At 40.1% G+C, this 26384-nt stretch carries 23 protein-coding genes and 1 pseudogene; 10 read left to right on the top strand and 14 right to left on the bottom strand.

The window, feature by feature from the left end; all coding sequences use genetic code 11:
* Positions 1 to 20 precede the first annotated feature (20 nt).
* The 3 genes from EKM65_RS03110 (at position 21) to EKM65_RS03100 (ending at position 3409) form a co-directional block, all read left to right on the top strand.
* On the top strand, positions 21 to 236 hold the full coding sequence (locus EKM65_RS03110) for a DNA-directed RNA polymerase subunit epsilon (RefSeq protein WP_125605402.1): 216 nt from the start codon (positions 21 to 23) through the stop codon (positions 234 to 236).
* Entirely contained in the window at positions 236 to 1933 is a 1698-nt protein-coding gene (rnjA, locus tag EKM65_RS03105; protein WP_125605400.1) for a ribonuclease J1, read from the top strand. Before EKM65_RS03110 ends, rnjA begins: the two co-directional genes overlap by 1 nt.
* Before the next feature lie 528 nt (positions 1934 to 2461).
* Entirely contained in the window at positions 2462 to 3409 is a 948-nt protein-coding gene (locus tag EKM65_RS03100; protein ID WP_164506793.1) for a diacylglycerol/lipid kinase family protein, read from the top strand.
* Positions 3410 to 3584: 175 nt separating this feature from the next.
* Here the strand turns inward: EKM65_RS03100 and EKM65_RS03095 are convergent, their stop codons facing one another.
* The gene (locus EKM65_RS03095; RefSeq protein WP_125605396.1) at positions 3585 to 4493 is read right to left on the bottom strand and encodes a hypothetical protein; all 909 of its coding nucleotides are present in this window, start codon (positions 4491 to 4493) and stop codon (positions 3585 to 3587) included.
* A gap of 521 nt (positions 4494 to 5014) precedes the next feature.
* Positions 5015 to 5380, bottom strand: a complete 366-nt coding sequence (locus EKM65_RS03090; RefSeq protein WP_125605394.1) for a pyridoxamine 5'-phosphate oxidase family protein — start codon at positions 5378 to 5380, stop codon at positions 5015 to 5017.
* Between the two features lie 214 nt (positions 5381 to 5594).
* Between EKM65_RS03090 and EKM65_RS03085 the strand changes: the two genes are divergently transcribed.
* Together EKM65_RS03085 and EKM65_RS03080 are read left to right on the top strand one after the other, a co-directional pair.
* Entirely contained in the window at positions 5595 to 5798 is a 204-nt protein-coding gene (locus EKM65_RS03085) for a helix-turn-helix transcriptional regulator (RefSeq protein ID WP_125605392.1), read from the top strand.
* Complete coding sequence (locus EKM65_RS03080; protein WP_125605390.1) at positions 5788 to 6318, top strand: DUF3278 domain-containing protein; 531 nt, start codon at positions 5788 to 5790, stop codon at positions 6316 to 6318. The genes EKM65_RS03085 and EKM65_RS03080 overlap by 11 nt, the downstream gene beginning before the upstream one ends.
* Positions 6319 to 6448: 130 nt before the next feature.
* Here EKM65_RS03080 and EKM65_RS03075 read toward each other — a convergent pair whose 3' ends face one another.
* The 3 genes from EKM65_RS03075 to EKM65_RS03065 all read right to left on the bottom strand — a co-directional run bounded on the left by EKM65_RS03075 (position 6449) and on the right by EKM65_RS03065 (position 9780).
* Complete coding sequence (locus EKM65_RS03075) at positions 6449 to 8107, bottom strand: ATP-binding cassette domain-containing protein (RefSeq protein ID WP_164506792.1); 1659 nt, start codon at positions 8105 to 8107, stop codon at positions 6449 to 6451.
* Positions 8108 to 8228: 121 nt separating this feature from the next.
* Positions 8229 to 9143: an FAD:protein FMN transferase gene (locus EKM65_RS03070; RefSeq protein WP_125605386.1), complete on the bottom strand. Its 915-nt coding sequence runs from the start codon at positions 9141 to 9143 to the stop codon at positions 8229 to 8231.
* A gap of 1 nt (position 9144) precedes the next feature.
* Positions 9145 to 9780, bottom strand: a complete 636-nt coding sequence (locus EKM65_RS03065) for a PAS domain-containing protein (protein ID WP_225420383.1) — start codon at positions 9778 to 9780, stop codon at positions 9145 to 9147.
* A gap of 92 nt (positions 9781 to 9872) precedes the next feature.
* On the opposite strand from EKM65_RS03065, the gene EKM65_RS03060 reads away from it, so the two are divergent.
* Positions 9873 to 10700, top strand: coding sequence for a helix-turn-helix transcriptional regulator (locus EKM65_RS03060; protein ID WP_125605383.1), 828 nt, complete (start codon positions 9873 to 9875; stop codon positions 10698 to 10700).
* 30 nt (positions 10701 to 10730) lie between these two features.
* Here the strand turns inward: EKM65_RS03060 and EKM65_RS03055 are convergent, their stop codons facing one another.
* Complete coding sequence (locus tag EKM65_RS03055; protein ID WP_164506791.1) at positions 10731 to 11357, bottom strand: FAD synthetase family protein; 627 nt, start codon at positions 11355 to 11357, stop codon at positions 10731 to 10733.
* A gap of 42 nt (positions 11358 to 11399) precedes the next feature.
* The gene (gene spxB, locus EKM65_RS03050) at positions 11400 to 13145 is read right to left on the bottom strand and encodes a pyruvate oxidase (protein ID WP_125605379.1); all 1746 of its coding nucleotides are present in this window, start codon (positions 13143 to 13145) and stop codon (positions 11400 to 11402) included.
* Between the two features lie 337 nt (positions 13146 to 13482).
* Here spxB and EKM65_RS03045 point away from each other — a divergent pair, with 337 nt between their 5' ends.
* Positions 13483 to 14052: a 5-formyltetrahydrofolate cyclo-ligase gene (locus EKM65_RS03045; protein ID WP_125605377.1), complete on the top strand. Its 570-nt coding sequence runs from the start codon at positions 13483 to 13485 to the stop codon at positions 14050 to 14052.
* A gap of 254 nt (positions 14053 to 14306) precedes the next feature.
* Here EKM65_RS03045 and EKM65_RS03040 read toward each other — a convergent pair whose 3' ends face one another.
* The 3 genes from EKM65_RS03040 to EKM65_RS03030 all read right to left on the bottom strand — a co-directional run bounded on the left by EKM65_RS03040 (position 14307) and on the right by EKM65_RS03030 (position 18131).
* Positions 14307 to 15056, bottom strand: coding sequence for a sulfite exporter TauE/SafE family protein (locus EKM65_RS03040; RefSeq protein WP_125605375.1), 750 nt, complete (start codon positions 15054 to 15056; stop codon positions 14307 to 14309).
* 268 nt (positions 15057 to 15324) lie between these two features.
* The gene (locus EKM65_RS03035) at positions 15325 to 16359 is read right to left on the bottom strand and encodes a MupG family TIM beta-alpha barrel fold protein (protein ID WP_125605374.1); all 1035 of its coding nucleotides are present in this window, start codon (positions 16357 to 16359) and stop codon (positions 15325 to 15327) included.
* Positions 16360 to 16835: 476 nt separating this feature from the next.
* Entirely contained in the window at positions 16836 to 18131 is a 1296-nt protein-coding gene (locus tag EKM65_RS03030) for a PTS sugar transporter subunit IIC (RefSeq protein ID WP_125605372.1), read from the bottom strand.
* A gap of 219 nt (positions 18132 to 18350) precedes the next feature.
* Between EKM65_RS03030 and EKM65_RS03025 the strand changes: the two genes are divergently transcribed.
* Both EKM65_RS03025 and murQ read left to right on the top strand, forming a co-directional pair.
* Positions 18351 to 19199 (top strand): MurR/RpiR family transcriptional regulator, encoded by an 849-nt coding sequence (locus EKM65_RS03025; protein WP_125605370.1) that lies wholly within the window; start codon positions 18351 to 18353, stop codon positions 19197 to 19199.
* A gap of 1 nt (position 19200) precedes the next feature.
* Positions 19201 to 20068 (top strand): annotated as a pseudogene (gene murQ, locus EKM65_RS03020) (N-acetylmuramic acid 6-phosphate etherase).
* A 517-nt stretch (positions 20069 to 20585) separates the two neighbouring features.
* Here murQ and EKM65_RS03015 read toward each other — a convergent pair.
* The 4 genes from EKM65_RS03015 to EKM65_RS03000 form a co-directional block, all read right to left on the bottom strand.
* Positions 20586 to 21839, bottom strand: coding sequence for an arginine deiminase (locus tag EKM65_RS03015; RefSeq protein WP_125605368.1), 1254 nt, complete (start codon positions 21837 to 21839; stop codon positions 20586 to 20588).
* Positions 21840 to 21852: 13 nt separating this feature from the next.
* Positions 21853 to 23295, bottom strand: coding sequence for a basic amino acid/polyamine antiporter (locus EKM65_RS03010; RefSeq protein WP_125605366.1), 1443 nt, complete (start codon positions 23293 to 23295; stop codon positions 21853 to 21855).
* Between the two features lie 393 nt (positions 23296 to 23688).
* A complete protein-coding gene (locus tag EKM65_RS03005; protein ID WP_225420381.1) occupies positions 23689 to 24105 on the bottom strand; it encodes an SRPBCC family protein in 417 nt (138 codons plus the stop codon).
* Positions 24106 to 24193: 88 nt separating this feature from the next.
* A complete protein-coding gene (locus EKM65_RS03000; RefSeq protein WP_125605364.1) occupies positions 24194 to 25018 on the bottom strand; it encodes a helix-turn-helix transcriptional regulator in 825 nt (274 codons plus the stop codon).
* A gap of 460 nt (positions 25019 to 25478) precedes the next feature.
* On the opposite strand from EKM65_RS03000, the gene EKM65_RS02995 reads away from it, so the two are divergent.
* On the top strand, positions 25479 to 26384 hold the full coding sequence (locus tag EKM65_RS02995) for an ABC transporter ATP-binding protein (protein ID WP_125605362.1): 906 nt from the start codon (positions 25479 to 25481) through the stop codon (positions 26382 to 26384).

The raw sequence follows: 26384 nt of genomic DNA, 5'->3' as shown, positions 1-26384 counted from the left end.
ATTAAAAGGAGTTTTTTATATTGATTTTTAAAGTTTTATACCAAGCTGACAAAACACGTAATCCTCAGCGGGAATTGACTCAGTCTCTTTACGTAAAAGCTAATTCTGCTATTGAAGCACGCGAGCTGATCGAGAGCAACACGGATTATAACATTGAACTCATTCAAGAATTGACTGGCAATTTCTTAGAGTTTGAGCAAAAAGAGCCTAGTTTTAAGCTCACGGAGTTTAATTAATGAACAACAAACGGCCTAAGATTCAAAACAATGAAACGGCAGTCTATGCCATTGGCGGTTTGGGTGAAATCGGTAAAAATATGTACGGCGTTCAATTCCAAGATGAGATCATCATTATTGACGCTGGTATTAAATTCCCCGAGGATGAATTATTAGGAATTGACTATGTCATTTCTGATTATAGCTATATCGCAGAAAACATTGATAAAGTTAAAGCCCTCGTCATTACCCATGGGCACGAAGATCACATTGGTGGTATTCCTTTCCTATTGAAACAAATCCCTAATATTCCTGTTTATGCCGGTCCACTAGCAATGGCCTTAATTAAAGGCAAGCTTGAAGAACACGGTTTATTAAACAGTACTGAAGTGCATGAGATTAACGAAGATACTGTCTTGAAATTTCCTAAAGTCAGCGTCACCTTTTTCAGAACTACCCACTCGATTCCTGACACCCTTGGCGTTGCCGTTCATACGCCTCAAGGTGTCATCGTTGAAACTGGTGACTTTAAATTTGACTTAACGCCTGTTGGTGATCAACCTTCACCTAACTTGCAACGAATGGCTAGATTAGGTGAAGAAGGCGTCTTACTATTGATGTCCGATTCAACCAACGCCGAAGTGCCTAATTTTACTAAGTCAGAACGCTTCGTCGGTAATTCTATTCGTCATATTTTTGAAGGTATTGAAGGACGCATCATCTTTGCTTCCTTTGCTTCTAATATTTCTCGGGTGGCACAAGCCATTTCTGCAGCCATTGAGCATCATCGCAAGGTTGCTGTTTTCGGCCGAAGTATGGAGACCGCAATTGTTAACGGTCAAGAACTTGGTTATTTGAAGATTCCTGATGGTGTCTTAGTTGATGCTCACGAGATCAATTCGTTACCTGCTAACCAAGTCATGATTCTTTGCACAGGTTCGCAAGGTGAACCAATGGCAGCATTGAGCCGAATTGCGAACGGTACCCACCGCCAAATTACGATTCAACCTGGTGATACGGTTATTTTCTCAAGTAATCCAATCCCTGGTAACACCATTAGCGTTAATCATTTGATCAACCAACTTTCTGAAGCCGGCGCCAATGTGATTCATGGTAAAGTCAACAACATTCATACTTCTGGTCATGGTGGCCAAGAAGAACAAAAACTAATGTTGCGCTTAATGAAGCCTAAGTTCTTCATGCCGATTCATGGTGAATATCGAATGTTAAAGATTCATACCGAATTAGCTGAACTTTGCGGCGTGCCGAAGAGTAATAGCTTTATTCTAGAAAACGGCGATGTCCTGGCCCTGACGAAAACTCGGGCTCGCGTTGCCGGTCACTTCCCTGCTGACGACGTTTATGTTGATGGCAGTGGAATCGGTGATATTGGCAACGTCGTTTTGCACGACCGCCATGTTCTTTCCGAAGAAGGTTTAGTCGTGGTCGTCGCCACAATCGATTATCAGAAGAAACTAGTTTTGGCCGGTCCCGATATTTTATCACGTGGTTTTGTATACATGCGTGAATCAGGTCCACTAATTGAAACTGCCCAGAAACGAATCTACGGCCTAATCCGCAAAATGTTCGCCGATGAAGAAAAGGTAACTGAATCAATGTTGCGCGACGCAACAATTGACTCACTCCAAGACTTCCTCTTCGAAAAAACAGAACGCCACCCAATGATCCTACCAATGCTCATTTCAGCAACAAATTAAGAGTGCGAAAAGCAACGGGTTGATTGCGTAGCTCTAACTAGAAAGCACAGCTGGGTGCCAACCCAGATGGGATTTCTAGTTAGACATAGCAATCAGTTGCTTTGAGCACGTTTCAAATCAGAGTGCGAAAAGCAACGGGTTGGTGGTATGAATTTAAACGGGAAGATCAATGCATGCTAATGCAGTGAGATTCACGCTTAAATTTACTACCACCAGTTGCTTTGAGCACGTTTCAAATCATAGTGCGAAAAGCAACGGGTTGATGGTCCAAATTTAAATGGAAAGATTGATGCATGACAATGCAGCAAGATTTACACTTAAATTTCGTACCAGCAGTTGCTTGGAGCACGTTTCAACCCGCGAAAAACATCAAAAGATCTAGGTTAACCCCTAGATCTTTTTTGCTGCCAAATATAATGATCCAACAAAAATTTGTATACTATGCCATTGCGATTAATTTTTATATAACGATTATTTATAAAAAATGTTATAATAATTTGTTACTATCCATTATTCGGGGGGATCCTTTTGCCCAATTACTCAATTATTGTTAACCTGAAAGCTGGCTCAGGCGCGGCCGCAAAAGCTTGGCCGCTATTAAAAACTGAATTAAAGCACCAACGGATTAATTATACGACTCACTTCACACAATATTCCGGCCATGCTATTGAATTGGCTAAAAAAATTGGCGACGAGGCCGATGACGACTTTATTGTTGTCATTGTTGTTGGCGGTGATGGCACGGTTAATCAAACGCTTAACGGGCTGGAACAATCAGCACATCCAGAAACACCAATCGCCTATTTCCCGGCCGGCTCAGGCAACGACTTCGCGCGCAGTCTTCACTTGACGAAGCGCGCGTCAACTTTTGTAGAAAATCTCAAGAGTATTCACTGCAGCACAAATTTAAATATTTTCGATATTGATTTAACTGATAGTGCTGATAAAACTTACCATCAGCACAAATATTTGATCAATAATTTTGGAACGGGTTTTGATGCTCATGTCGTTCACCTGACTGAGCATTCCCGTCTTAAGGCCAAATTAAATCGTGTTCATTTGGGTAAGTTTGCTTACGTTATCAATTTAATATCGGTTTTCCGCACACAACAAACTTTTAATCTAAAAGTTCATGGTGCAATAACCGAGGAATTCAAACAGGCTTATTTAGTGACCTTGACTAACATTCCTTATTTCGGTGGTGGCGTTAATATTATGCCTACTGCCGATCCGCACATCCATGATTTAAATTTGGTGGTGATTGAAAAGCCCAATTTGCCTAGACTATTACAATTGTTTGTTAAGATTTTAACGACTGGCAGTCACCTTAAAGATCCCGCTGTACATGTCTTCAAAGGTGACACGCTCAATTATAAAATTCAACCCAAACAATTTGGTCAGATGGATGGTGAAGATATGGGTGCTCATCAATTCAGTATCGCGGCCAAAAATGCTAACCATCCCTTTTGGATTTAAACTAAGCAACAAATAACGAAGCTGAAGTAAAAAACTCAGCTTCGTTATTTTAATGCGATCATGCTGACTTCAAATGCTTAAACAACACCGTCCTATTCAACCAAAACTTGGGCTGAATAGGACGGTGTTATTAATTATTGAATTCGCCTTAATTGTCTTTTTGCTAATATTGGTGCTAATTATCAGTTAATACCATGCTTTGAAATTTTCGGCGCCTGTCCAACATTTCATTAGTCATTGTGCCAGAATTTCTAATCGGCCGCGCAAAATTCACTTGGCCCGGCCAAAACATTTCCGCAGCACCACCAATTGATGTTCCCATCCTTGGCCGAACCAAAATATAAACAACATCCTTAACATATAACGCAACACTATAATTCTTAACGATTTTTTCTGAATCAGAACTAAGCAACGTGCTTTCCATTGCGAGATCAACCTTTTGAAGAATAGTAACTAATTGAGTAACATTGACATCACCAAAATGTTGCCATTCGGTTCTGATGTTGACACCACCCGCAAGATTCAAGCGTAGACTATCAAAGATTGAAATTGATGGTCCCTGAAAATTAGTCTGAAATGCCAGACAGTAATCACTCACAGTAGTATCAATTTCTGATAATGAAACGCTACTGACAGCCATTAATCGCCGTTCAACCTTAGAAAGTGTGTTTAAATGCAAATGAAATGCTGGAATTGACATTGCGGATTTAGAGTTGATGCTCGCAGAAATATTATAAATAATCTGGGTGCTTTTAACATCTAGAGCAAATTGTTGTTGAATTTCTTTCGATTGAATCTTTTGCGCAAGTCGTAAAGCAGCTGACATAATTTCACAGAACAAACTATCATCAAAAATTAAGTCAATCCCTTTGAACTGCTTTGTCATCAGCATAAAGTCATGAAAGGTATGTGCCTTGACTTTATCCAATGCAATAATATCCTTTTCAGCGTTTCGAAATCGATAAAGCAATTTAGTTTTGCCACCGATAAATGACGTGTTATTAATAATTTCATTTCCATTTAATTGCTGAAACGTCAAACCGGGCATTGGATATGTTCCCAATGTAACCATAGTCTCTGCCATATCTCTATCCTTTCGTTCACCTCAGATAAATTCTAATACATCAGAACCTCTGGACGCCAACTAAGCCTTTAATCGCTGTATCGGTATTCCACAGTTTTTTATCTCAAAACTTTTACAGAGAGCTTGCAATCCCCTCAATGAACTGAATCCTTGAATAACCTTGAGACCATATCAGAAAACTGGAAAAGAGTGGGCTCAATTTAAAAGAAATTGCTGAAAACTTTATGCGTTATTCAACCCAATTACTTTTAAACATACGAGCTATTAATGATATCAGCATACCACAATCACCTGCTTAAACTCATTAATAAATTGATAGCTAAATAAAAGAATTCACTTCATTGCGATCTATCAAAATCATGCGAATATCTTGGCCGTTGTTAATATAAAAAAGCCGAAATAAAGACGCCTATTAAAAAAAGAAAATGTTGTCTGCACGATTGCTGGGACAACATTTTCTTTTCTGAGGCGGTGAATATTAAAGCTAGTGATGATAAATTGAATCTACTCGCTGCTCTATTTTAGATTTTTTGCTGAATTTCTGTGATGAAAATAACTAACATCCTTGTTAACCAAGGGAATTGTTGCTGCTTCTCTGCAAATTCTGTTCCTTCTGTAACAAATTCACCTGTTCCTGTAACGTGGAATCCAGCACCTGGGCCAACAGTTCCTGTTACTTCTTTCGAACCAAACGTTAATAAGACATGATTATCCTTGGCAAAATCAGCCTCAATGCTGTGCATTCCAGCCGCAGGAATCATTAATTTATTATCTTTGACTGTAATATACGAGGCCCATGTATTAACAACATGAGCAGGATTACCATTGATTGTAACGATAGTAACCGGACCTTCATGGTTAAGGACTTCCAAAAATTTTTGATTCATACTGTTCTCCTCCATTGCTCATTTTAAGTTGCCTTGTAATTTTACCTGATCAACTGTCTAAATCATAACGAACGCTATTGTGTCACAAACTGATAGATTCGCTTTTGCCGGTGCGATTCGTCGAGAATAAATTCGCCGCTGTTTATAATTGACATCATAACAGGTAAGTAGTATCTTGAGCTTGTCACATATAAATGACAGGTAGGCGTTAACCATGAATCGAGTTAGAGAGTTCCGACTTGCAAAAAAACTATCTCAGAATACTTTAGCACAGCAAATTGAAGTAGCTAGACAAACGATTAACTTAATCGAAAACGATAAATATAATCCGTCACTAGCTTTGTGCATCCGTTTAGCCAAAGCATTAGATACAGATTTAAACACATTATTTTGGGAGGTAGATGATCATGAAAAATAAAGAAGATTTGATGACAAAAATAATTAAACGATTCTATGGCATTTCTGGTGTATTGGATGAATATAGAAGAAGCCAAGTCGAACACATTGGAAATAATGCATTCATGCTACTATTTTGGTATATGCTGTTAGCAAACTTTGTTGCTGCTCTTTTCGCGACCAGCTCTCCTACAATGTCATTATGGATCTTAATCGGGGTCAACCTATTTTTCGTCATTTTTATAATCGGTGGATATGTGATCATCGCGACCAGTCGTTTAAACCTAACAACAAATGAGATAGCGCCCAAACATCTCGTAAAAGCGAAAAGAACGGTGATTTTCAAAGGAATCGCACTAGGTCTTTATTTCGCAATTGCGTTTCATTTCTTAAGCACTGTTATTGACCTCATCTGGGAACAAGAAAATTTCTTTGAGATTATCACGTCACCTGCTAAAATAATTTCATCTTTAGGTGGTGGTCTCCTCTTTGGCCTGCTAATGTATTTCGTACTTAGAAGTCGACTCAAAGAAACTGACTAATTAGCAAGAAAAATACTGAAAGTATCTCTAATGACGATTTACTTTTTTACCCGAACAACCGCAAATTCACTTTAAAATACATCTGTGCTTACAGAATTCATGTTGCTCAATCGCGTTAATACTGAAAAGCTTAACACATTCCGAGCTGGTGAAGTCCTGCTTGCACGGCAGCGTCTGTCAAATCTCCAGTCGCCTGAATTCGACCAGCATGCAGGACAATAATGCGATCAGCTTTGGCAAAACTTGCCGCGTCGTATTGATGGGTAATTAGCAGAAATCCTGCCGACATTGCAAACAGATCTTGCTCAAGTCGCGCTGCAACCGCCGGATCCAAGCCAGTGGTCAGTTCATCAAAGATAAAGAAACGATAGTCGCGTAATAGTAATCGTGCTAAAGCAAGACGTTGACGCTCCCCACCAGAGACTAGCGGTGATTGCGGGCTCAACTTAGTCGTCAACGTCACACTAGCACGCCAAGCCGCAAGTCCCGCGCGAGTCAACGCCTGATCAACCGTTGTATCTTGATACTTGGGATCGAAGAGTGTCACGTTCTCGCGGACGGTTCCAGTGAACAATTCACTACGTTGAGACATCATACCGATTCGCTGAAATACATCTAACTGATTCAGTTTCGCCACTGGCTGGCCCGAAAGCAGCACTTGTCCAGCGGTTAAAGCTAAATCACCAGTTAACAGCCGCACCAAACTGGTTTTACCACTACCGCTTGCCCCCACTACCACAATTTTTTCTTGTGGTCCGATGGTCAAGTTAATATCAGCAAGTACCTGCCGGGAATCTAAAGTCACTGCCGCGTGGTTCACGATAAACAATGGTTCAGTCAAGGCTAATGATTGGCGGGGTCTTACAGCCTGATCCGGTTGGGCCAAAAAATCGGTCAGTGTTGTAATCGCTGCCCGACCACCAGCAAGCTCTGGTAGTGCTTCAAGCAATTGCAACAACGGCCAATTTAACAGTGCAGACAGCTGAGAGAACGCCACAAGCTGTCCTAAATTAATAGTCCCTTTCATCACGAACCAGGCACCAAGAATCCACGTTCCCAAATACATAAAGTCAGAAAGAAAGTCAGCAATTCCAGACGTGATAATCTGTAACTTCTGTTCACGCGTCGTCACCATCGTCACTGCTGAATTATGTTTGGCGTGCCGAGCTGTGAATAACGGCTGAGCTAAAGCGTAGCGGATTGTGGTCAACCCTTGAAAAGTGTCTGTCAGAAAAGCCGTGTAACGCGTCACTGTATCAATTACCTGCGTCTTTGCTTGCTGCAATCGTCGGTTAAGCAAAAACGGAAAAATTAACGCTGGTAATCCTAGTAACACAATGCCAAGCGTAATCATGGGTGAGATGAGTAGCGTGCCAATTGCTGCCACAATCAACTGTAGCACCAAGTAGCTGACCAATAAGACAACCTCGTAGTAACTTTCAACAGCAACATCAACCTGCTTAGTCAAGCGGGCAACGTCACGACCAGCTTCTGTTTGGGTAAAGTTTAATCGCATCAGCTTTGCAAATAAATCATGTCGCAACCAGCGGCCAATCTGCTGAGGAAACCACTTGCGATGATACTTTGCTAGACCATCTGTCACCGCCTGCAACACTAAATAGCCGAGTAACAACGGCGCTGCTACAGCAAATGTCAAGTTTATTTTGCCCGTCGCAATATCGACAATCAATTGGAGCGCATAGGCATATAATGTGAGAAATCCAGCCGCCAAGAGTGACAGCACAACATCAAGTATCAACCACCAAGGTTTACGTGTGAGATAGTTCAAGATTAAGCCTCCGTTTTCAGGTGTCATTGTTTACCAAGAGCGGCTTTTATTAGACTTCTTTTACAAGCTAATTGCCACATTTTCTCTTGGTTTTTAGTGTACGCCTTTCGTTCGAACGCGTCTATGACAGCGTCATACCGAACGAAACATGATGGCCATCCTGATAGGCAAAAACTGCGCCTAAATGATCGGGATCCTTAAGCCAATCTTTCGTTAAATGACCATTAAAAAATAATCGCTTAGCTTCTAACTCACCTTGAATTGAATCATGCGTAAAAATAGTCACCCCTGCTAAATCGGTCTGTAATGGCCGACCGGTCCGTGGATCCATTAAGTGGTGATACTTGACACCATCTTTAATCAAGAAGCGTTCGTAAATGCCGCTAGTTACTGCGGAACATGCTGGTAAAACAGTGACACCGAGATCATGATGACGACTGAGCCCTGGGTCTTGAACACCAATGACCCATTCTCCATCCGATCTGTTAGGGGATTGACCAACCGTTAATAAGTTGCCCCCCAGATCAATAATGCCTGCTTCAACGCCAAAAGCTTGCCAGAGTGTGCGAATTTGGTCTGCAATAAAACCTTTGGCGATACCGCCGAGGTCAAGTTCCATCCCTTCTTTAGCTAGCATGACTTGATGTGTTTGGTCGTCTAAACTGATATCCTGATAATGACTCAAGCTTAAACGCTGATCAATTGCTGCTTGTTCTGGAACATTCGCACCGGCAAAACCAATTTTCCATAATTTCACCAGTGGACCGATTAGTGCATTAAAACCAAAATCCTCTTGACTTGCCGCTACTGCACGGCGAACCAACTGGTAAGTCGCACTTGAAACACTGACTGATTCTTTACCAGCTGCGTGATTAATTGCCATGATTTCGGACTGCTGGCGATTAACAGTTAATCGGTTCTCTTCAGTTTGAATCAATCTTGCCGCTGCTTCTAAAGGATCGTTATCACATTCACCAAAGACAGTTAAATTAATTCTTGTTCCCAGTGCATGTAACGTCTTTACTCGCTTTTGCATGCTACAGATCGAAGTTGAAAGGACCAGGCGCATCAGAATTAGCACTCGACTCAGAAGCGCCGGTGGAAGCATCAGGTGCTGGTGCAGGCGCGGCCTCTTCCTCAGAAGCACCCGTTGAAGCATCAGGTTGTGTGACTTTCTCTTCTTCAGATGCACCGGTAGAAGCATCTACCTTGGGCGAGCTACTATCTGTCTTAGAAGCACTTGTCGAGGCATCCGTCCAACCGCCATTTTCATAAGCTTGCAGAATTGGTTCCACACTACCCGTGAACTCGATCGTGCCCAGATAGTTACCAGCTTCATCACGGACGGCATAATATTGAATATAAACGCGATGTCCATGCATTGTTAAAGGACGAGCGACAAAATCGCGGCTACCGTCTTTAAAACTGTCGATAATTTTCTTGACAATCGGCCAAACTTTAGCGGGATGACATTCTTTTACATTCTCATTAAGCTCGGAAGTGTGACGAACATGTTCGCGATTAGGCTTATTAGAATACCAGGAAAACTTATCAGCACGATCAATTAAATCGATTTCAAAGGGAATCGAGCTAAATATTTGTTGAACTTCAATTAATGAAAGACGGCCAGTATCCATTTTGATATACGCACCATCATATTCAGGCATAGACATAAAAATTCCTCTTTTCATTATCATAAATTGCTTTTGAATTAAGACTTGTGATTGTTTAATATAGACTTATCAAGACATGGAGGTCGGACAAATTGCTCAACACATATTTGGGAATGAAGCAGATACAAATCAAACTTCTCGCGCCAACCATCGAAATGCCCTTTGCTGTACTTGAATCGCAAACTAATTGTTTACTAACGATTGGCCAAAAAGATATTGCATTACAAGCAGGAGATATTACATTAATTCGAACAGAGCAGCCAATTCAACTCGCACCAGCAAGCAACCTTCCCTTCAAAGTACGACTTTTCCAAGTTCCGATTGCGCGAGATGTGGAAGTTGGTTCCAATCAGTTAATTGAAATGATGCTATTAACTGATGATGACACCCATATTGTCTTTCGCAGAATTGATCATGACCTTGTCAACAATTATTGCGATCAATTAGCTCACTTAATCAAAGCCAACCCTCAAGACAGCATCCTAAAATACGAACAGCAAATGATTGTCCGCCTATTATTAACAGAGCTGTCTAGATGGCGCTTAAACGCCATGATGGTCATCGAGTCTAACTTCTCAGAACGAGAGACCCATCATATTCCTAAGGCTCATCAAACCGCGATTATTCTGAACTATATTCGCAATAACCTAGCAACGGTGACTTTAAACTCAACCGCTACGCATTTTGGCTATGAACCAAACTATTTTTCAAGATTGTGCCATCAACTTTTCCAACGGCCATTTTCTCACGAAGTCCAATTCATCAAGACGAACCAAGCAAAAAAGTTACTGCAATTGTCAGATCAAAACATTACGGACATCGCCTATACGCTAGGCTATAGCAACGTCGCTAATTTTGATCGTCAATTTAAGAAATACGCGGGCATGTCACCTTCAGAATTTCGACGGCAGCAGCATTAACAACTACTGCTAATAGGATAGACGTTTACTTTATATTAACTGAGATTGAAATTCGTGCATCTCTGTCAGGCGATGATCGTGTAAAACTTGACCATCATGTCCTAATAGTACCCTTGCTTCATCAAGTTGCCCTGCCATAATTAAGCCACGAATACGCGTGGATGAAACTTTTTGCTGTTCTGAAGTAACGGCATCAACAATCTGAACGGTGAAACGTCCTTGACTCATTAACTGCAGACTATTTACCGTACCGGCACCCCGACGACCATACGTATAATCAAAACCGACGACAACCTGCTGTGCACCCAAACCCACCAAGTAACGATTAACGAATGTTAGTGGTGTTAAATTGGCAAATACGCGATTGAAGGTTGCAACATATAATCGGTCAACACCGAGTGCGGCCATCAAATTTGCCTTTTCGGAGAGTGTCGTTAAATAAGGAAAGGGGCGGTCAGGATTAAACAATGTCGAAGCGTGTCGATCAAGTGTTAAAACATGTAATGGTAAGTGCGCTTGAATTGCTGCCTGCTTAGCCTGTGTGATTAATTGTTGATGTCCAAGATGAACGCCATCGAAGAATCCCAATGCCAAAACACAGGGCGTTGTTGAATCAAATTCATCGTTCATGCCTTCAGTTAATTTATTTATTTCCAAGCTCATCCACTTCTCTTTTTACAGGTTACTTGATTGCGTGATCTATTTGTTCTTTGCTTCTTTTAAGAACTCACGTAATGGACGCAATGATTGCGCATCATATTTCTCAACGAATTCATCAATTTGCTTTTGGTCTTGATATGCTGAATCTAAGAACATGTGCTGCGTTGTGAACGGCATTTTATGCGTGAGTTTCACGTCAATTACGACTGGTGAAGCTGTCTGTTTGGCAGCGCGAATCGCATCTTGGAACCCTGCTTTGTTACGAACAGTGAAGCCCTTAGCTCCCATTCCTTCAGCGACTTGTGCCCAATCCGTATCTGGAATATCGACCCCGGATAAAGGTTGGTGAGTGTCATCGCGTTGTTCAGCTTCAATAAACCCTAATGTTTGGTTTGAGAAAACAACATTGATGACATGTAAGCCATATTTCACTTGCGTTAAAATTTCTTCGCAAAGCATTGCATAGGCGCCGTCACCAGATAAGCTGTAAACTTCGCGATCTGGATAAAGTGTTTTGGCAGCAATAGCAGCAGGTAATCCCCAGCCCATTGTGGCGTATTTCCCTGAAGTTGACCATTTCTGAGTATGTTTAATATCAAATAACCGCTCAAAGTTAATATTGATATTACCAACGTCAATTGCAAAAACAGCGTCAGGTTCAGCTTCTTTATTTAAAACATCAAAAATTGGTTCTGGCCGAACAGGCATTTCATTAGAGTTATTAAATGAATCCTGCCACTGACGCCAGTTCTTTTTATTCTCAAGGCAAGCGGTATAGAGAGGTGTTACCTCACGTTCGTCACCAGCATCAATTAATGCTTGTAAGGCATCTTTAGCATCGGCAAGAATAGAGATCTCGTTGTGATGTCGTTTACCTAGCTTTGAGCTCTCAATATCAATCTGGATAACTTTCGTCTTAGGAGAGAATAAAATGCTAGCAAACGGAACATCATTTCCGACCCAAAGAATTAAATCAGTTGCCATTGCAGCTTCTACTCCAGGTTTTGGTGCAACTCGACCCACCGAACCCATATAAGCCGGATAACCTTCGTCGAGAATTCCTTTAGCCAGAACAGACGAAATCAATGGCATCTTAAATTTCTCAGAAAGTTCTTCTAACTGTTTGCGAGCATGTTTAGCACCAAGACCGAAATAGATAACCGGACCTTTGGCTTCATTGATCAATGCAATGGCGTCGTTAATTTTAACTGGATCTGGTTGAACGATATATGGTTCGATTTGGGTTCTCGCATTTGAAACATAATTGTCTTTAATTTGTGCCCATCCAAAATCTTTAGGAACCGTAACGACAGCAACGCCGCGCTTCTCATATGCTTCTTGGATTGCTTCATCGATAACTTTAGGTAAACTCTGTGCCGTCATGACGGTGCGGTTGAAGACAGCCACATCATTAAAAATTGGTTCCTCATTCATAGCCTGGAAGAAGTCGATATTCATATTCTTTGATGGAACTTGTGCAACAATTGCCAGAACCGGCACGCGATCAACTTTAGCGTCATACAATCCGTTCAATAGATGCACGGCACCAGGACCAGCAGATCCAAAACAAACTCCGATTTTGCCGGAATATTTTGCATCAGCAGAAGCGGCCAAAGCACCTGCTTCTTCGTGACGAACTTGGATAAATTTGATTTTGTCTTGTTGATTATGCAAGGCATTCATTGTTGAGTCAAACGAGCCACCAGGATAACCATAAATATGATCAATGTCCCAAGATTCGATTACTTTTAAAAGAGCATCTGAACCACTAATTGTTGCTGTCATTTTAATTCCTCCATAACTGTTATATGAAATTTTTGCATTATTAAATGGCTAATGTATTAATTGAATTGCAAAAGTCACTTGAAAACGCTTCATGAATATATAATAATCGATTTTATATAATATAACTATTACGATATCTATCTTATTTACATTCTAATTATATCTCATCTGTTATATTTATTCGTTACGTTCTGTATCACTAATTGAAATTATCTATTAATCTGTTATAGTTATATTCGCAAGACACTCTGTAAAATTAGTGTTTATGAAACATGCAGCACCAATTCTGCTAAACAAATGCGCTGACAACTATTGAATTTAAGGAAGAAGATTACCCATGGATAAACAAAGCTTTAGACAAAAACAACTTGCTCGACTTAAATTTGATCCTGTCAACGCTCAGCAACAGGAAGTCGAGCGGATTTTAACGAACCTATTCTCCACGACCGAATGGCAACAGGCAAAGACGATTGCTACTGTGATCAACGGTCCGATAGAATTCCCAACCGCGTCAATCATCGAACAAGCTCAGTCGGATGATAAGCAAGTCTATCTTCCTAAAGTAATGCCGAAACGGCAAATGGTGTTCTTACCTTTTGAGAGTCAAGAACAACTAATTAAAAGCAAATTTGGCTTATTAGAACCGGCGTTAAATAAACAATTGATTAATCAGAAGGTTGACCTAATCGTCGTTCCGGGGATTGCTTTTACTGTCGATCGTCATTACCGAGTTGGTTTTGGTGGCGGTTACTATGACCGTTTCTTAGAAACATATTCTGGAACAACCGTTTCACTTGTACCACAGTCAATGGTATTTGCTACGAATGAGTGGCCGGTTGAAACATATGATATCCCCATCCAAATTTTAATTACTGCTAACGGAATTAAAAGATCGTCATTTGATTAAGAAGTACCGTGACAATCAGCAATTTTTTCGTCTAAGCTTTATAACCACTGCCGATTCTTTATCCTAAGGAACCGGTCTTTTTGTACTCATTTCTGGGACTACAATAAAGAATCAAAGCAAAAAAAGCGTTATCTTACCTGCAGTCTGTAGGTTTAGGTAACACTTCTAGATCTATGTTAAAAGTCTTTAAATGGGTTGATGAGAACCAACTTGTGATAGAATGCTTACATAGTTGTGACCATTAAATGGGCACATTAAATTATTCTTATCCCGTTCCAGATATTTAGCAAAATGACAAATACAACAACTATTCTATAAATAATAAGAATCGTTTTGGATTGTATGCGCTTATTCAATAGTGCACCAAGATATCCCCCAAAAACTGCCGCAACTAAAATAAATGGCAATGCATCTATTTGAATATGGAGACTGCTCAAATGCTGAATAGAAACAACTATTTTTCCAAACTGTGAAAAAATGATTGTTGCGATTGAATAAGCCGTCGCTGTTTTTGGTGGCATACTAAATACAAAAATTAATATGGCCATATTGATTGGACCGCCACCAATTCCTAACAATGTTGATAAACAACCAAGAAAAATTCCGCTAACAGTTAACATAATGTAACGCATCGCTTGGGTTAGTCTTAGATGACTTGGGAAAACAAAGATTAGTGCCACTATCAAACTTATAATAACGATAACTATTTGGATCAGATTCGTACCATGCTCTCCTATACTTTGAAGTAATATAGTAAAAAGCTTATCCCCGATTAACCCACCAAGTACGGAACCAGCTGATAAGACAGAAATTCCCATCCATTTCACCGAAATACCATTTCGTATCTGTTTATATGTTGATACGATTGACATCGTGAACACTGCGATACTTGAATAAAAATTAATTGCGCTTAATGGGCTCTGAGCGACAGCATCCATCAACGGTTTAATAATGACCCCTCCACCCATGCCAGATATCGCACCAATTGTATTGGCAACTAACACGATAAAAAAATACACAGCGTTGGTTAATATAGTTATCACCTACTTCAAATCTTAATTTATAAATCCAGCACTCGATGACTCTCAAATCAACTAGTAATACAATTTGCGTCCTCAAAAAAAGCAGCGCGATTTAGTGGTTTAACAAATCACCCTGCAATTAAAAAATATCAATATTCTCCACAGACCAACAGTATTCTATGACAGGCCTAAATGGTTCTTCAAAATGAAAATTATTTGCATTAAAGTCAGCAGAATAATTACCTCCTTATCAGATAAAGGGCCGTAGTCGAACTTGTGAGTTGCGTGGCAAAATATCCAAGACATAAATCAATTCTGGATCAATATGACCGATTACATTAACACTGTTTTCCATTGGCAACTCGTGTTTAATCAAGTTAATTTCTCCCTCATATCGATTTCCTAGTTTATTATCAATAGTAATTGAGCCTGCTAAACGATTGAGCAAATGGTTAGGTTCGATTTGACGATTATCAATTTTGCGAATTCGAAGAACGTCTGGGGATAAATCATCGCGAACATCTAATACCTGATCATATAGATAACGATACTTGGGTAATAGATAAGCAGATAACTCAGTTACTTTAGATTCATTACTTTTCAGAATTAAGCTCAGTGTATTGTAATCCGCCTCGGTATCACCAATAAATACATCATCAACATTCAAATATTTCAGTTCCAAATACGCAGCGTACGGATTAATACCCCGATGTTTCTCCAATGTTGGTAACCCCATAAATACCGGGTTACGAAAATTCTTATCACCAGGTATAAAGGCAACAATTCTGCAACCATACCTTTTAAACATACGATTAACTCTGTTGAACATATCCTCACGCAATCCGGTATTGACACGTGGATAAAAATTATGCATTACTGAAATATGTGACATGTCTGTGCCGATAGACTGATAGCTTGCTAACGTCTCCTCTTTCAGGTGACTTCCATTAAGATAAACTTGAAATTGATCGGCCAACTCTTTAATTTCATCTGCAGAACCAAAACCGCTATCAACACGTACACTACTAAAGCCAAGATTCTTCAATTCAAAAATTGATTTTATTCCTAATTTGTCGTAAATACGCTCAGAAATATCAGTAATTACCTCAATATTGTGTTCGTTTGCTAGCTCTAGAAAATCGTGAAGTCTTTGCTTGAATTCGGAACCATCATAACTTTCTTCTGGCATCACAATTGTTGTAAAAACTGCCTTAACTCCTAGCCTAATTGCTTCTTTCAAGTAATCCAATTTATAATCAGTAAAATATAACGAAACACCAATCATATTATTTCTCCTTTAATAACTCTTTTGTTCGTAAAAACTTTCTTCAGCTGAGAGCGTGTTGCTAACGGATACAACACATGAATTCTCCGACCATTAACTTCAACCGTTAAGCGTACAAACTCCACGACATAACCATAAATCTCATCAATTTTTATAAGGTGTCCTCGAAGCAAAATTTCATTTTCTCCGACTAGAATCAATCGTTTAAACTCAAGATACACGATTAACGTAATCGCAAGATTAATTATAATTTGAAAATATTCTGTGTTCGGTACCGTTCGACTAAAAATTGCAAATACAATAAGGGCAAAAACTGTACTTAACTCAAATTTCGACACAAAATCAACACTAAAAGTCATACCTTTAGAAATTGAAATCAGATGTATGAGTTTTATTAATTGATAGCTCAGCATTATTATTAAGATGAGCTTAGTGAATAAAAATATCATATTAATATCGCCAAATCCTTCTTATACCTATATACCGGCATCTTTTCTGTTCAATTTTACTGCTTCTAATTTTTCATCTGCTAAAAGACGTTTATCGTAACTCTTTAAGAAAGGTGCAAATATAATAACATCAATAACCAGAAGAACAAGGTATACAACAACTGATCTCCAATCTAAGTTTGAGAGAAACACTTTAAAGATAGCTGGAACAGTAGAAGGAACATTAATAAACGTCCGCGCCATTAACCCCATTTTAGTAGCTAGCCATGCCGCACCACCATCAAGCGGGAAAATAATTAAATACGGAATTACAATATTGAAGTTTAGGACCAATGGTAAGCCGAAGGTAATAGGTTCACCAATATTGAAAAGTGCCGGAACCAAACCAATCGCAGAAATTGCACGCAATTGTTTTGACCTGCAAAAAATCATTAAAGCAATACAAATTGCAAGCATTCCCATGGATCCCCATGTCTGGTGAAATACTAAGGTAAAAATGTGTGGTGGGGTTTGTCCTTTTGCGTATGCTGAAATATTCTCAACCATCGTTTGAGTTAAAAATGGTGACAAAATCGCGCCTCCGATGTTACCACCATGTAAGCCAAAGAACCAAAGTACCCGAATGAAGAAGAAGCTAATAATAACCGCCCAGAATGAATCACCAGCTGTAAATAATGGTGCAAAAATTCCATTAATCATGTTTGGCAATACTAAGTTAAAATGTCCAAGTATGACAACTACTACATACGTTCCACCAATCATGATAATATTCATGAATAACGCTTGAATTGGCTCAGCAACATTAGGAGGCACCGTCGCTGGTAATTTAATCTTAACGCCGTGATCAAGCAGCCATTGACCACAATTGACAGTTAACCAACCGATAATAATTGCAGAGAAAAGCCCCTTAGATCCTATATTATCAAGAGTTAACAGTCCTTTGTTAAGGGTCGCACACAACGAAAGAAAAATAATTTTTGACAAAACGACCATATTAACTGGTTTTGCCTTCTTTTGAATTGAATAATCAATTACGAATCCAAATAATGCGTACAACGCAACCGCATTAATTGTCAATGCGATTCCCAAATTTAACCAACTTGCATTTGCTACTGACCATTCGCGCCAAGCAATAACAAATGCATTCTTAGAAGTTGCTGAGACTGGAGGAACCGCCATAATAGTAAATATTGACCCTACAACTGTGGCAATCATTGGTGCTGTCATACCAGTTTGCATTGACTTGACAAACGAATTATTGGAGAACTTCCCCATAGTGGGTATAATTTTATTATTCATCCACTCGTTCATAGATTTAAACAATACTACCACTCCTTTTAATTAGATTTTTTGATTCCGCTTTCATTCCTCGTTAAGAGTAACACTAAAGAATTTATATTTCAATAATTATTTTTATTTAATTTATTATGAAATATCGCTTCATTTTTCAGCTAAATGTATGGTACTATAAGTTAGTAAGCATCAAACATCTTTAATAGACTCAAAATTATAGTCTTCAACTTTAATTACAGGGGTGAAATAATGAACATTCTTACACGTATCCGAACAAACTATAGTGACTTTTCAAAATCAAATAAAAAAATTGCCGATTACATTTTGACAAAACCGAACTCACTACTAAACATGACATCACAAGAGCTTGGGGATAGAACCAATACATCCTCAGCAACCGTTGTTCGTTTTGCAAAAGTACTAGATTTATCTGGTTTTGAAAGTCTGAAATTATGTATTGCACAACTTGATCAAGATAATAACATCGCAATTGATCCTATTGTTTCAAAAGATGATTCTGTATCGTTAATGCTAAAAAAAGTAAGCTCTCTAATGAAAAACACAATTGATGATCTTAACGAAACACTCAGCACTCACGAACTAGCAGACAGCATCAAAATGATTACTGAAGCCGAACATATTTATTGTCTAGGCATTGGCGGCTCCTCCTTACCTGCTTATGACCTTTACCATAAATTGAATCGCTCCGGAAAAAAATGCTTTTATAACTTTGATTCACAGATGAATATTGAGATGATGTACTACGTTGGAAGAAAAGATGTTATCATCGCTTTTAGCTTTAGCGGTTTAACAAAGGAGATATTGCTCGCAATAGAGATTGCTAAAAAAAATCAAGCAAAGGTCATTATTGTTACTAAAAATAATAGTTCCGAATTATCAGACAAAGTCGATAAACTATTACTTGTTTCAGACAGTGAATCTTTGTACCGAGTTGGCGCAATCACTTCAATTGCATCGTCAATGGTTGTGTCAAATCTTCTCTATCTTGGAAGTCTTCAGCATTCCCTTGACAATGACTTGGATGAAAAGATTATTCTTTTAACCGATGCGGTAAATAAATTAGGGAAGGAAAAATAATATGACTGTATTCAACAAGCAGCACTTAGAAACATACTCTTCTTTAGAAATTGCAACCTTGATTAATAATGAAGACAAAGAAGTACCGTTAGCTATTCAACCTGAATTACCACAAATTGCCCTTGCAATTGATAAAGCATCTGATCGCTTTAAAAAAGGGGGGGCGTCTCATCTATTGTGGAGCAGGTACCTCTGGTCGCCTAGGTGCATTAGACGCAATAGAATTAACGCCTACATATGGCGTCGATCCAAAACGTGCATTTGCTGTGATGGCGGGAGGAAAACAATCTATGTTTGAGGCAATCGAAGGTGCCGAAGACTCCATTGATGCAGCAATAAGAGATTTAAAAGATATACGCCTCTCGAAAAACGATATTTTAATTGGTATTACGGCTAGCGGTAATACACCATACACAGTTTCTGCACTTAAATATGGGAATAAATTAGATGCATTAACAATTGGGATATCTTGCCACCAAAACAGCAAACTAAAAAGTATAGCCCAAATTGGTATTAACCCTATCGTTGGAAACGAGGTTATTGATGGGTCAACAAGAATGAAGGCGGGAACTGCACAAAAAATGGTTCTTAATGCACTTTCAACAGGAATTATGATTCGAGTCGGGTATGTATATGATCACTATATGATTATGGTTCAACCAACCAATAACAAACTTAATAAACGTGCAATTAAAATTATTCAAAATATTGTCGGTGTCACTTCTGAAAATGCCAGCAACACTCTTATCGCAGCGAATGGTAATATTGCGCAGTCTATATTAATGCTTAAATTTGGTTTGAGTGCTGAACAGGCACTTCAAAAACTGGCCGCCACTTCTGGCGATTTTATTAGTGCCTTGAATAATTGATTCTCTAAATAAATATATACCGCTTTTAAATTCCGTTCAGTGAAACTTTTTGATTATATGAAACAGGAACAAAAGGTTAAATTCGAATATCTTATCTGATGTGCCTACCCTTGCTGGCCCTGATACCCAATTATTATTAGCAGGGCTATGAACATCGTAAATTCCGTTAAATTTGTTAGTCTGTCCATATTCTGATAATCCGATTAAAGTACTTAGCCATATGATTAAATAAATAAGTTGTATTAGATTCAGTTATGCAAATCAACACGGTTTTATGACCGATGTACAGATCTAATATTAGTGTAACTCAAAGAAGTAGCCCTCTAGGCAGAGAGCTACTTCTTTGAGGTTCAACGATTCACATCAATGATCTGTGTAGGTCGTACCGGTATCAACAAGTCATAATCAGAGAATAACGCATTAGTGCTGAATCACACCGATCAATTTTTGAATAGTCCACAGCAGTCTGCCAAAAACTGACGTGAGCGATTTTCAACCTTTTTCATAAATAAATAATTTAATAAGCAACGGCATCTCGTAAAAGCGGGCAAGTCATACAATGGCCGCCACCGCGACCGCGACCTAATTCCGCGCCAGCAATTGGAACGACTTCAATTCCTGCATCACGTAATGCACCGTTGATTTGTGTATTGCGATCATAAGCCATGACAACTCCAGGTTTCAGCGCCACCACATTATTGCCACTATCCCACTGTTGCCGTTCGCTTGCTGCTAAACTACCTGGTGTTTCGATAACTTGAAACTGCTTCAGCTTCAAAGCGTTGGCCACTACTTCCAGAAATGGTTGCTTTTCCTTAACCACTTTAACCTTTCCGGTATCATCTTCTGGATAGATTGAAAATGTGTGAATTTGATCAACTATTTCAGGATAAACCGTTACAATGTCACAGTCGGCAAATGTAAAGACGGTATCAAGATGCATCGCTGCTCGTAGTTTAGGCATGCCAGCGACAATCACGCGACTGGCAGCATGTGCCTTAAATAATGAACTCGCAACTTGAGTAATTGCTTGTCTGGAGGTGCGTTCACTCATCCCGATTAGAACGGTGCCATTGCCGATTGGCATCACGTCACCGCCTTCAAGCGTTGCCTGTCCCCAGTTAACATCAGGATCACCCCACCAAGTATTAATTGCAGCTTTGGCAAATAGCGGGTGGAAACTATAAATTGCTTTCATCAGCAACGTTTCATCATGCCGCGCCGGCCAATACAAGGCGTTATAGGTCATACCGTTATTAATCCAGCAGGTGGTGTCACGCGTATATAGTGTATTGGGCAGTGGAGGCATTAAATATTCATTAATTCCAGTTGATTCACGGGCTAACTCAATATAATCAGTTCGATAGTCTGTCGGAAGATCACGGGTGGATAAACCACCGATCAGATAATCCGCTAGTGTTTGATTATCTAATGTGTTTAGAAAAGCGCGAGTACCCGCAACAAGTCCAAGACCGACCTCATTGGCCGTGATTTTGCGGTCAAGTAACCAATCTTTGGCATTGGGAACTGCTAGTGTTTCCGCCAACAAGGCATGCAGCTCCAACACCTCAATACCACGAGTTGTCATCTCCGCAACGAATTCGTGATGATCTCGTTGTGCCTGCTCAACCCAAGGTAAATCGTCAAATAATAAATCGTGACTGTTCGAAGGTGTCAAGCGCTCATGGGCCAACCCTGGCGCGCAGACCAGCACGCGCCGTAATTGACCAACCTCAGAATAAACTCCGAAATTATTTGTTGTGTTTGCCATTTGCAGATCCTCCTTAAATTGTAATCCGACCTGTTGCTAGGCCGACAATTGCTAATAGTGCACCGCTGACAAGAACGATTAGAATCACTTTTTCATAAGTCTTAAACATTTTAACGTGTCGCTCTCGGCGCGCGTGCATAAAGAATAGTGTTGCCGGCGCTAATAAGAGACAAGAAAGTAACAGGAATTCCAAACCAGCGGCATAAATTAGAAATGCTGTGTATATTAGCGCTACACTAGCTATCACTAACTCATGGCGCCTCTTCTTGACTGGTACCTGTAAATAGCCGTCGCGAGTTATGGCAATTTTAACAGCGTAGAGTGCTGTTAGGAAAAACGGCAATAGGGCTAAGGCACCAGTTAAATCTAAGGCAAAATCGAGCGCACCGTCTGCGGCGTAAGTTGCCAGCAGAATAATTTGTGTTAGCATCGCCGACATCAACAGTGCGTTTTTGGGCACGCCCTTGTTTGAGACTTGATTGATAAACTTAGGCATGTCGCCTTTCTTAGCTGCTGTCGATAATACTTCTGCCGCCATTAACGTCCAAGCAAGATACGCGCCAAGGACAGAGATAATTAAGCCAACACTAATCAAGAGACTGCCCCACGAACCAACAACATGCTCCAAAACACCCGCTAAAGATGGCTGCCGCAGATTGGCTAATTCTGCTCGTGGCAAAATCCCATAACCTAACAAAGTTACCAGCGCGAATAATGACAACACCGACAGAAAGCCTAAGACGGTTGCTCGTCCAACATCTCGACGGCTCTTAGCATAGCGCGAGTATATACTGGCACCTTCAATTCCTAGAAAAACAAATACTGTAATTAACATGGTGGCCCTAAGTTGTGAAAATAGCGTTTCACTTGTGCCAGTAGTCGTTCCCATCAGATTATTGATCAAGACATCAGGATTAAATGCAAAAATCGCCACGAGTACAAATACGACAATCGGTATTAATTTAGCAACTGTCGCGATCGTATTAATAGTGGCGGCTTGCTTGACACCGCGTAATATCAAGCCAACAAAAGCCCAGATGACAACTGATGATGCGATGAGCGCAATCAGCGTATCTCCTTCACCCAACGCGGGAATGACCGATCCTAAGGTTGACTTGATTAATACTAAGTAAGTCACGTTGCCCGCACAAGCACTCGCCCAAAAGCCGATTGCCGCTATAAACCCGATATAATCACCAAAGCCGGCTTTGGCGTACGCAAATACACCGGCATCAAGTGTCGGTTTACGAACAGCCAATGTTTGAAAAACAAAGGCAAGCATCAACATCCCTGCGCCAGCAATTACCCATGTCAAAACTGCACCATAAACACCGGTGGTTTCGGCGAAGCGGCGAGGCAACATAAAAATTCCCGCACCAACCATTGAACCAACAACCATCGCGGTTAAAGCCGTGAATCCTAACTTTTCAGTTCTTCCGTCTCGTTTACTGTCCATACAAGTCCCCTCTTTTCAGTAATAGACCACTTCTCATCTCTCAATAACCTTATCTTATGAACAACTGGAGAAATCTTCCCTGTTTAATAACTATACCGGGTTGACTGAAACAGATGCAAACATTATACATAGCGCCATTTCACATTTCTAAAAGTACAGCCCAATCATGGCTGACAATGTCAGCAAAAGGTAGCTTAAGTGACACTGAGATTCAAGTTCACCGCCCATGGAATCAATAAAAAAGGAACCGGGATTTTTTCCCGATTCCAGCACAAACTATACTGACTGACTTTAAGCTAATTAACGACAATATTAACTGCCACCTTATTTTTAAACATACTTCTATCCGACGTGAATTCACGCCGCCTGAATACGCTCAAGCCGATTATAGGCTCAGACGGCTGTTTCAATTAAGCCAACAAGACGGTTTAAGTTCTCATTGAAGGCCTGTTTGGCAATGGGCGCTAGCAAGCGCAAAGGAAAATGGCGGTTGGCTGTTTCATCAACGAGCAAATCCTCTTGAATTGCCACGCGGCCATTTTCAGCAGTGAGTGTAAAAAGTAGTTGATAGCTCAAGCGACCACCCGTACTGATATAGCGAACTTTATTCTCCGATCGTTCAACGCGGATGTTCTCTTGATCATTCAGTGCTGAAGACGAACGACTGACGTTGAAACTATCAGCTGCTCTAGTAACTGTCTTGACATCTGGTACCCACCGCAGTAATGCTTGTGGATCATCTAAAATCTGGTGCACAGCAGCTAAAGTTGTCTGTGCTAGCGCAACGTTTGAAAATAATATTTTGTTCATAACTTGAATCCTCCTTAATGGTATGGCATTAGTATATGGAGAATCGCCGACAAACAAAAATAAGAGTTCTTATATTTAAATTTAACCATCAATCTAAACGATGTATTTGCTCAGAAAATAAATCGGCAAAAACTTGCTGCCGCGTTTGCGCCTCATCAATCAAATTAGCCTGATGTGATTTATCAGCCGCTTTTACCAGTAAGTAGTAGCAATTTGCTAGCATGTAATGCGAATTATGCTCGCTAATGTAATTAATATTCGCGGTAACAATCTTAACCACATCCAGATAGTGTTGCTGTTCATAAGCAATTAAGGCGGCCAGATAACCGATTATATTTAAGTTCTCTTCATAAAAAGCGGCACTAATTTGATACTCGGCAAGTTGGCAATATTCAGCGGCTTGTTTAAACTGCTTGTTCTGAGAATAAGCATAAGCCAACGCAATTAGGCATAAACGCGATAAAGCACTCAAACTTTGCTTACGTTTCTGATCGGCCACTGCGAGTTTGAGGCTTTGAATACCTTGCTTAAGGTCACCAGTGTTCACTTGCGCAACGCCTAAGTAATAATCGTAAGCTTGCTCTTGTACCGCGACCCCAATATTAGTGATCGTACTAGAACGTTCTAAGAAAGAACGCAACTGACTGTACTGGTGTGTCTGACACAACCTATTGAGCGTCTCATTGATAACTTTTTGATGACTCACATGATAATTAGTCGCTAAACTAATGTCGTTTAAATCAAGCTGGAGGCGTTGGCACAGTAGCATTAACAACTGCGCATTGGGTATATATTTAGCGCGTTCAATTGAAGATAGCATCGCTTGACTACAAATACCTTGACTAGCTTCAAGTTGGGTTAATCCCATCTCCTTTCGTGCCTCTTTAATTAGATTGCCGATCGCGTATTGCATGTTAACGACACTTCTTTCTTTACTAAATCGTCTATCATTTTTTGATGCAGTTGTCGCTGCGTTAAGTTGACTACCACAACCACAGATTTATTCAATTCAATTCTGGGATTGCCACTTTATTTCGAAATTATTTCTGTTACTTATCATCATACCTCAGTTGTCGGGGATGATGCATCATTCAATATTTCCGTTCTCATCTCTTAATTAAATAAGGCGCGTGACAATCAATCTAACGCCTTGGGGCAATTCACAAATAACGACAAAAATTAAGGTTGAACCGGTTCTTTTAGCTTGGTGTCATCCCAAAGTCTGAGTTGTTATTCCCCTAATTACCGATTTGTTCATCAGCTTCATTCATGCTAAACTTAACACATGAGCCAATTGTGCTGCTAAAATGGATGTGATTGATTACATACTGAAATTTAAACACCAGCGCTCAAATACATATCTGGGGGAAGTTATGGCAAATCTATTAAGTGTTCAACAATTAGACAAGTCGTTTGGCAACCACCGTGTTCTGCATGGCGTTAGCTTTGAGGTTGCGACTGGTCATATTGTCGCACTCGTTGGCCCAAACGGTGCCGGCAAAAGTACGATCATGAAAGCAATTCTGGGTCTGATCCCAACAGATGGCGGACGCCTAACGATCAATTCACAACCGGTTTCGATTACGAGCCATCAAGCGCTTAAACAAGTTGGTGCATTAATCGAATATCCTGGTATTTATCCCTTTTTGACGGGCAAGCAACATCTCAAATTATTTGCAAACAAGACCCAGCGTACTGAAAATATTGATGCTATCGTAGCCGCCTTGGGCATGGGCCGCTACATCGACCACAAAGCTAAGTCGTATTCATTAGGTATGAAACAAAAACTCGGTATCGCACAAGCCCTAGTCAACCGTCCAAAACTGGTCATTTTAGATGAACCAATGAACGGCCTAGATCCCCAAGCCGTTAAAGATTTGCGAGACTACATTCGTCAACTAGCTGATCAAGGTACTAGCTTCTTAATCTCAAGTCATATTCTCAGTGAATTGGAGAAACTGGCAGATGACGTTTTGATCCTAAATCACGGCAAGATCGTGCAACAAAGTAGTATGAATGACCTCGTAACTTCCGGCGGTACTTCATATTTGATTAGCACAACCGACGATGTTGCTGCTAAAGATCATTTGCGGCGCGCCGGCATTCAACTCGCACCTACAGAAAAAATTACGCTGCGTCAGCAAGAGGGTCAAACCCTCAATCAAGCGTTGAATATTTTGGTTTCAGCAAAAATCGAAATTACCGATATCGTCAAGGTTCAGCATGATCTTGAAGAATCCTTCTTAGATATGGTTAATACCAAAAAGGAGGATAACTAA

It is taken from the genome of Lapidilactobacillus bayanensis (genome assembly GCF_003946695.1).
Taxonomy (GTDB): domain Bacteria; phylum Bacillota; class Bacilli; order Lactobacillales; family Lactobacillaceae; genus Lapidilactobacillus; species Lapidilactobacillus bayanensis.
Note: the sequence above shows the minus strand (reverse complement) of the source record. Positions and strands in the feature narration are given on the sequence as shown.

Excerpts from the sequence above, each read along its gene's own strand:
- rnjA (WP_125605400.1), top strand. The coding sequence starts at position 236 with ATGAACAACAAACGGCCTAAGATTCAAAACAATGAAACGGCAGTCTAT.
- EKM65_RS03095 (WP_125605396.1), bottom strand. The coding sequence starts at position 4,493 with ATGGCAGAGACTATGGTTACATTGGGAACATATCCAATGCCCGGTTTG.
- EKM65_RS03090 (WP_125605394.1), bottom strand. The coding sequence starts at position 5,380 with ATGAATCAAAAATTTTTGGAAGTCCTTAACCATGAAGGTCCGGTTACT.
- EKM65_RS03085 (WP_125605392.1), top strand. The coding sequence starts at position 5,595 with ATGAATCGAGTTAGAGAGTTCCGACTTGCAAAAAAACTATCTCAGAAT.
- EKM65_RS03080 (WP_125605390.1), top strand. The coding sequence starts at position 5,788 with ATGAAAAATAAAGAAGATTTGATGACAAAAATAATTAAACGATTCTAT.
- EKM65_RS03070 (WP_125605386.1), bottom strand. The coding sequence starts at position 9,143 with ATGCAAAAGCGAGTAAAGACGTTACATGCACTGGGAACAAGAATTAAT.
- EKM65_RS03065 (WP_225420383.1), bottom strand. The coding sequence starts at position 9,780 with ATGTCTATGCCTGAATATGATGGTGCGTATATCAAAATGGATACTGGC.
- spxB (WP_125605379.1), bottom strand. The coding sequence starts at position 13,145 with ATGACAGCAACAATTAGTGGTTCAGATGCTCTTTTAAAAGTAATCGAA.
- EKM65_RS03045 (WP_125605377.1), top strand. The coding sequence starts at position 13,483 with ATGGATAAACAAAGCTTTAGACAAAAACAACTTGCTCGACTTAAATTT.
- EKM65_RS03035 (WP_125605374.1), bottom strand. The coding sequence starts at position 16,359 with ATGATTGGTGTTTCGTTATATTTTACTGATTATAAATTGGATTACTTG.
- EKM65_RS03025 (WP_125605370.1), top strand. The coding sequence starts at position 18,351 with ATGAACATTCTTACACGTATCCGAACAAACTATAGTGACTTTTCAAAA.
- EKM65_RS03015 (WP_125605368.1), bottom strand. The coding sequence starts at position 21,839 with ATGGCAAACACAACAAATAATTTCGGAGTTTATTCTGAGGTTGGTCAA.
- EKM65_RS03010 (WP_125605366.1), bottom strand. The coding sequence starts at position 23,295 with ATGGACAGTAAACGAGACGGAAGAACTGAAAAGTTAGGATTCACGGCT.
- EKM65_RS03005 (WP_225420381.1), bottom strand. The coding sequence starts at position 24,105 with ATGAACAAAATATTATTTTCAAACGTTGCGCTAGCACAGACAACTTTA.
- EKM65_RS03000 (WP_125605364.1), bottom strand. The coding sequence starts at position 25,018 with ATGCAATACGCGATCGGCAATCTAATTAAAGAGGCACGAAAGGAGATG.
- EKM65_RS02995 (WP_125605362.1), top strand. The coding sequence starts at position 25,479 with ATGGCAAATCTATTAAGTGTTCAACAATTAGACAAGTCGTTTGGCAAC.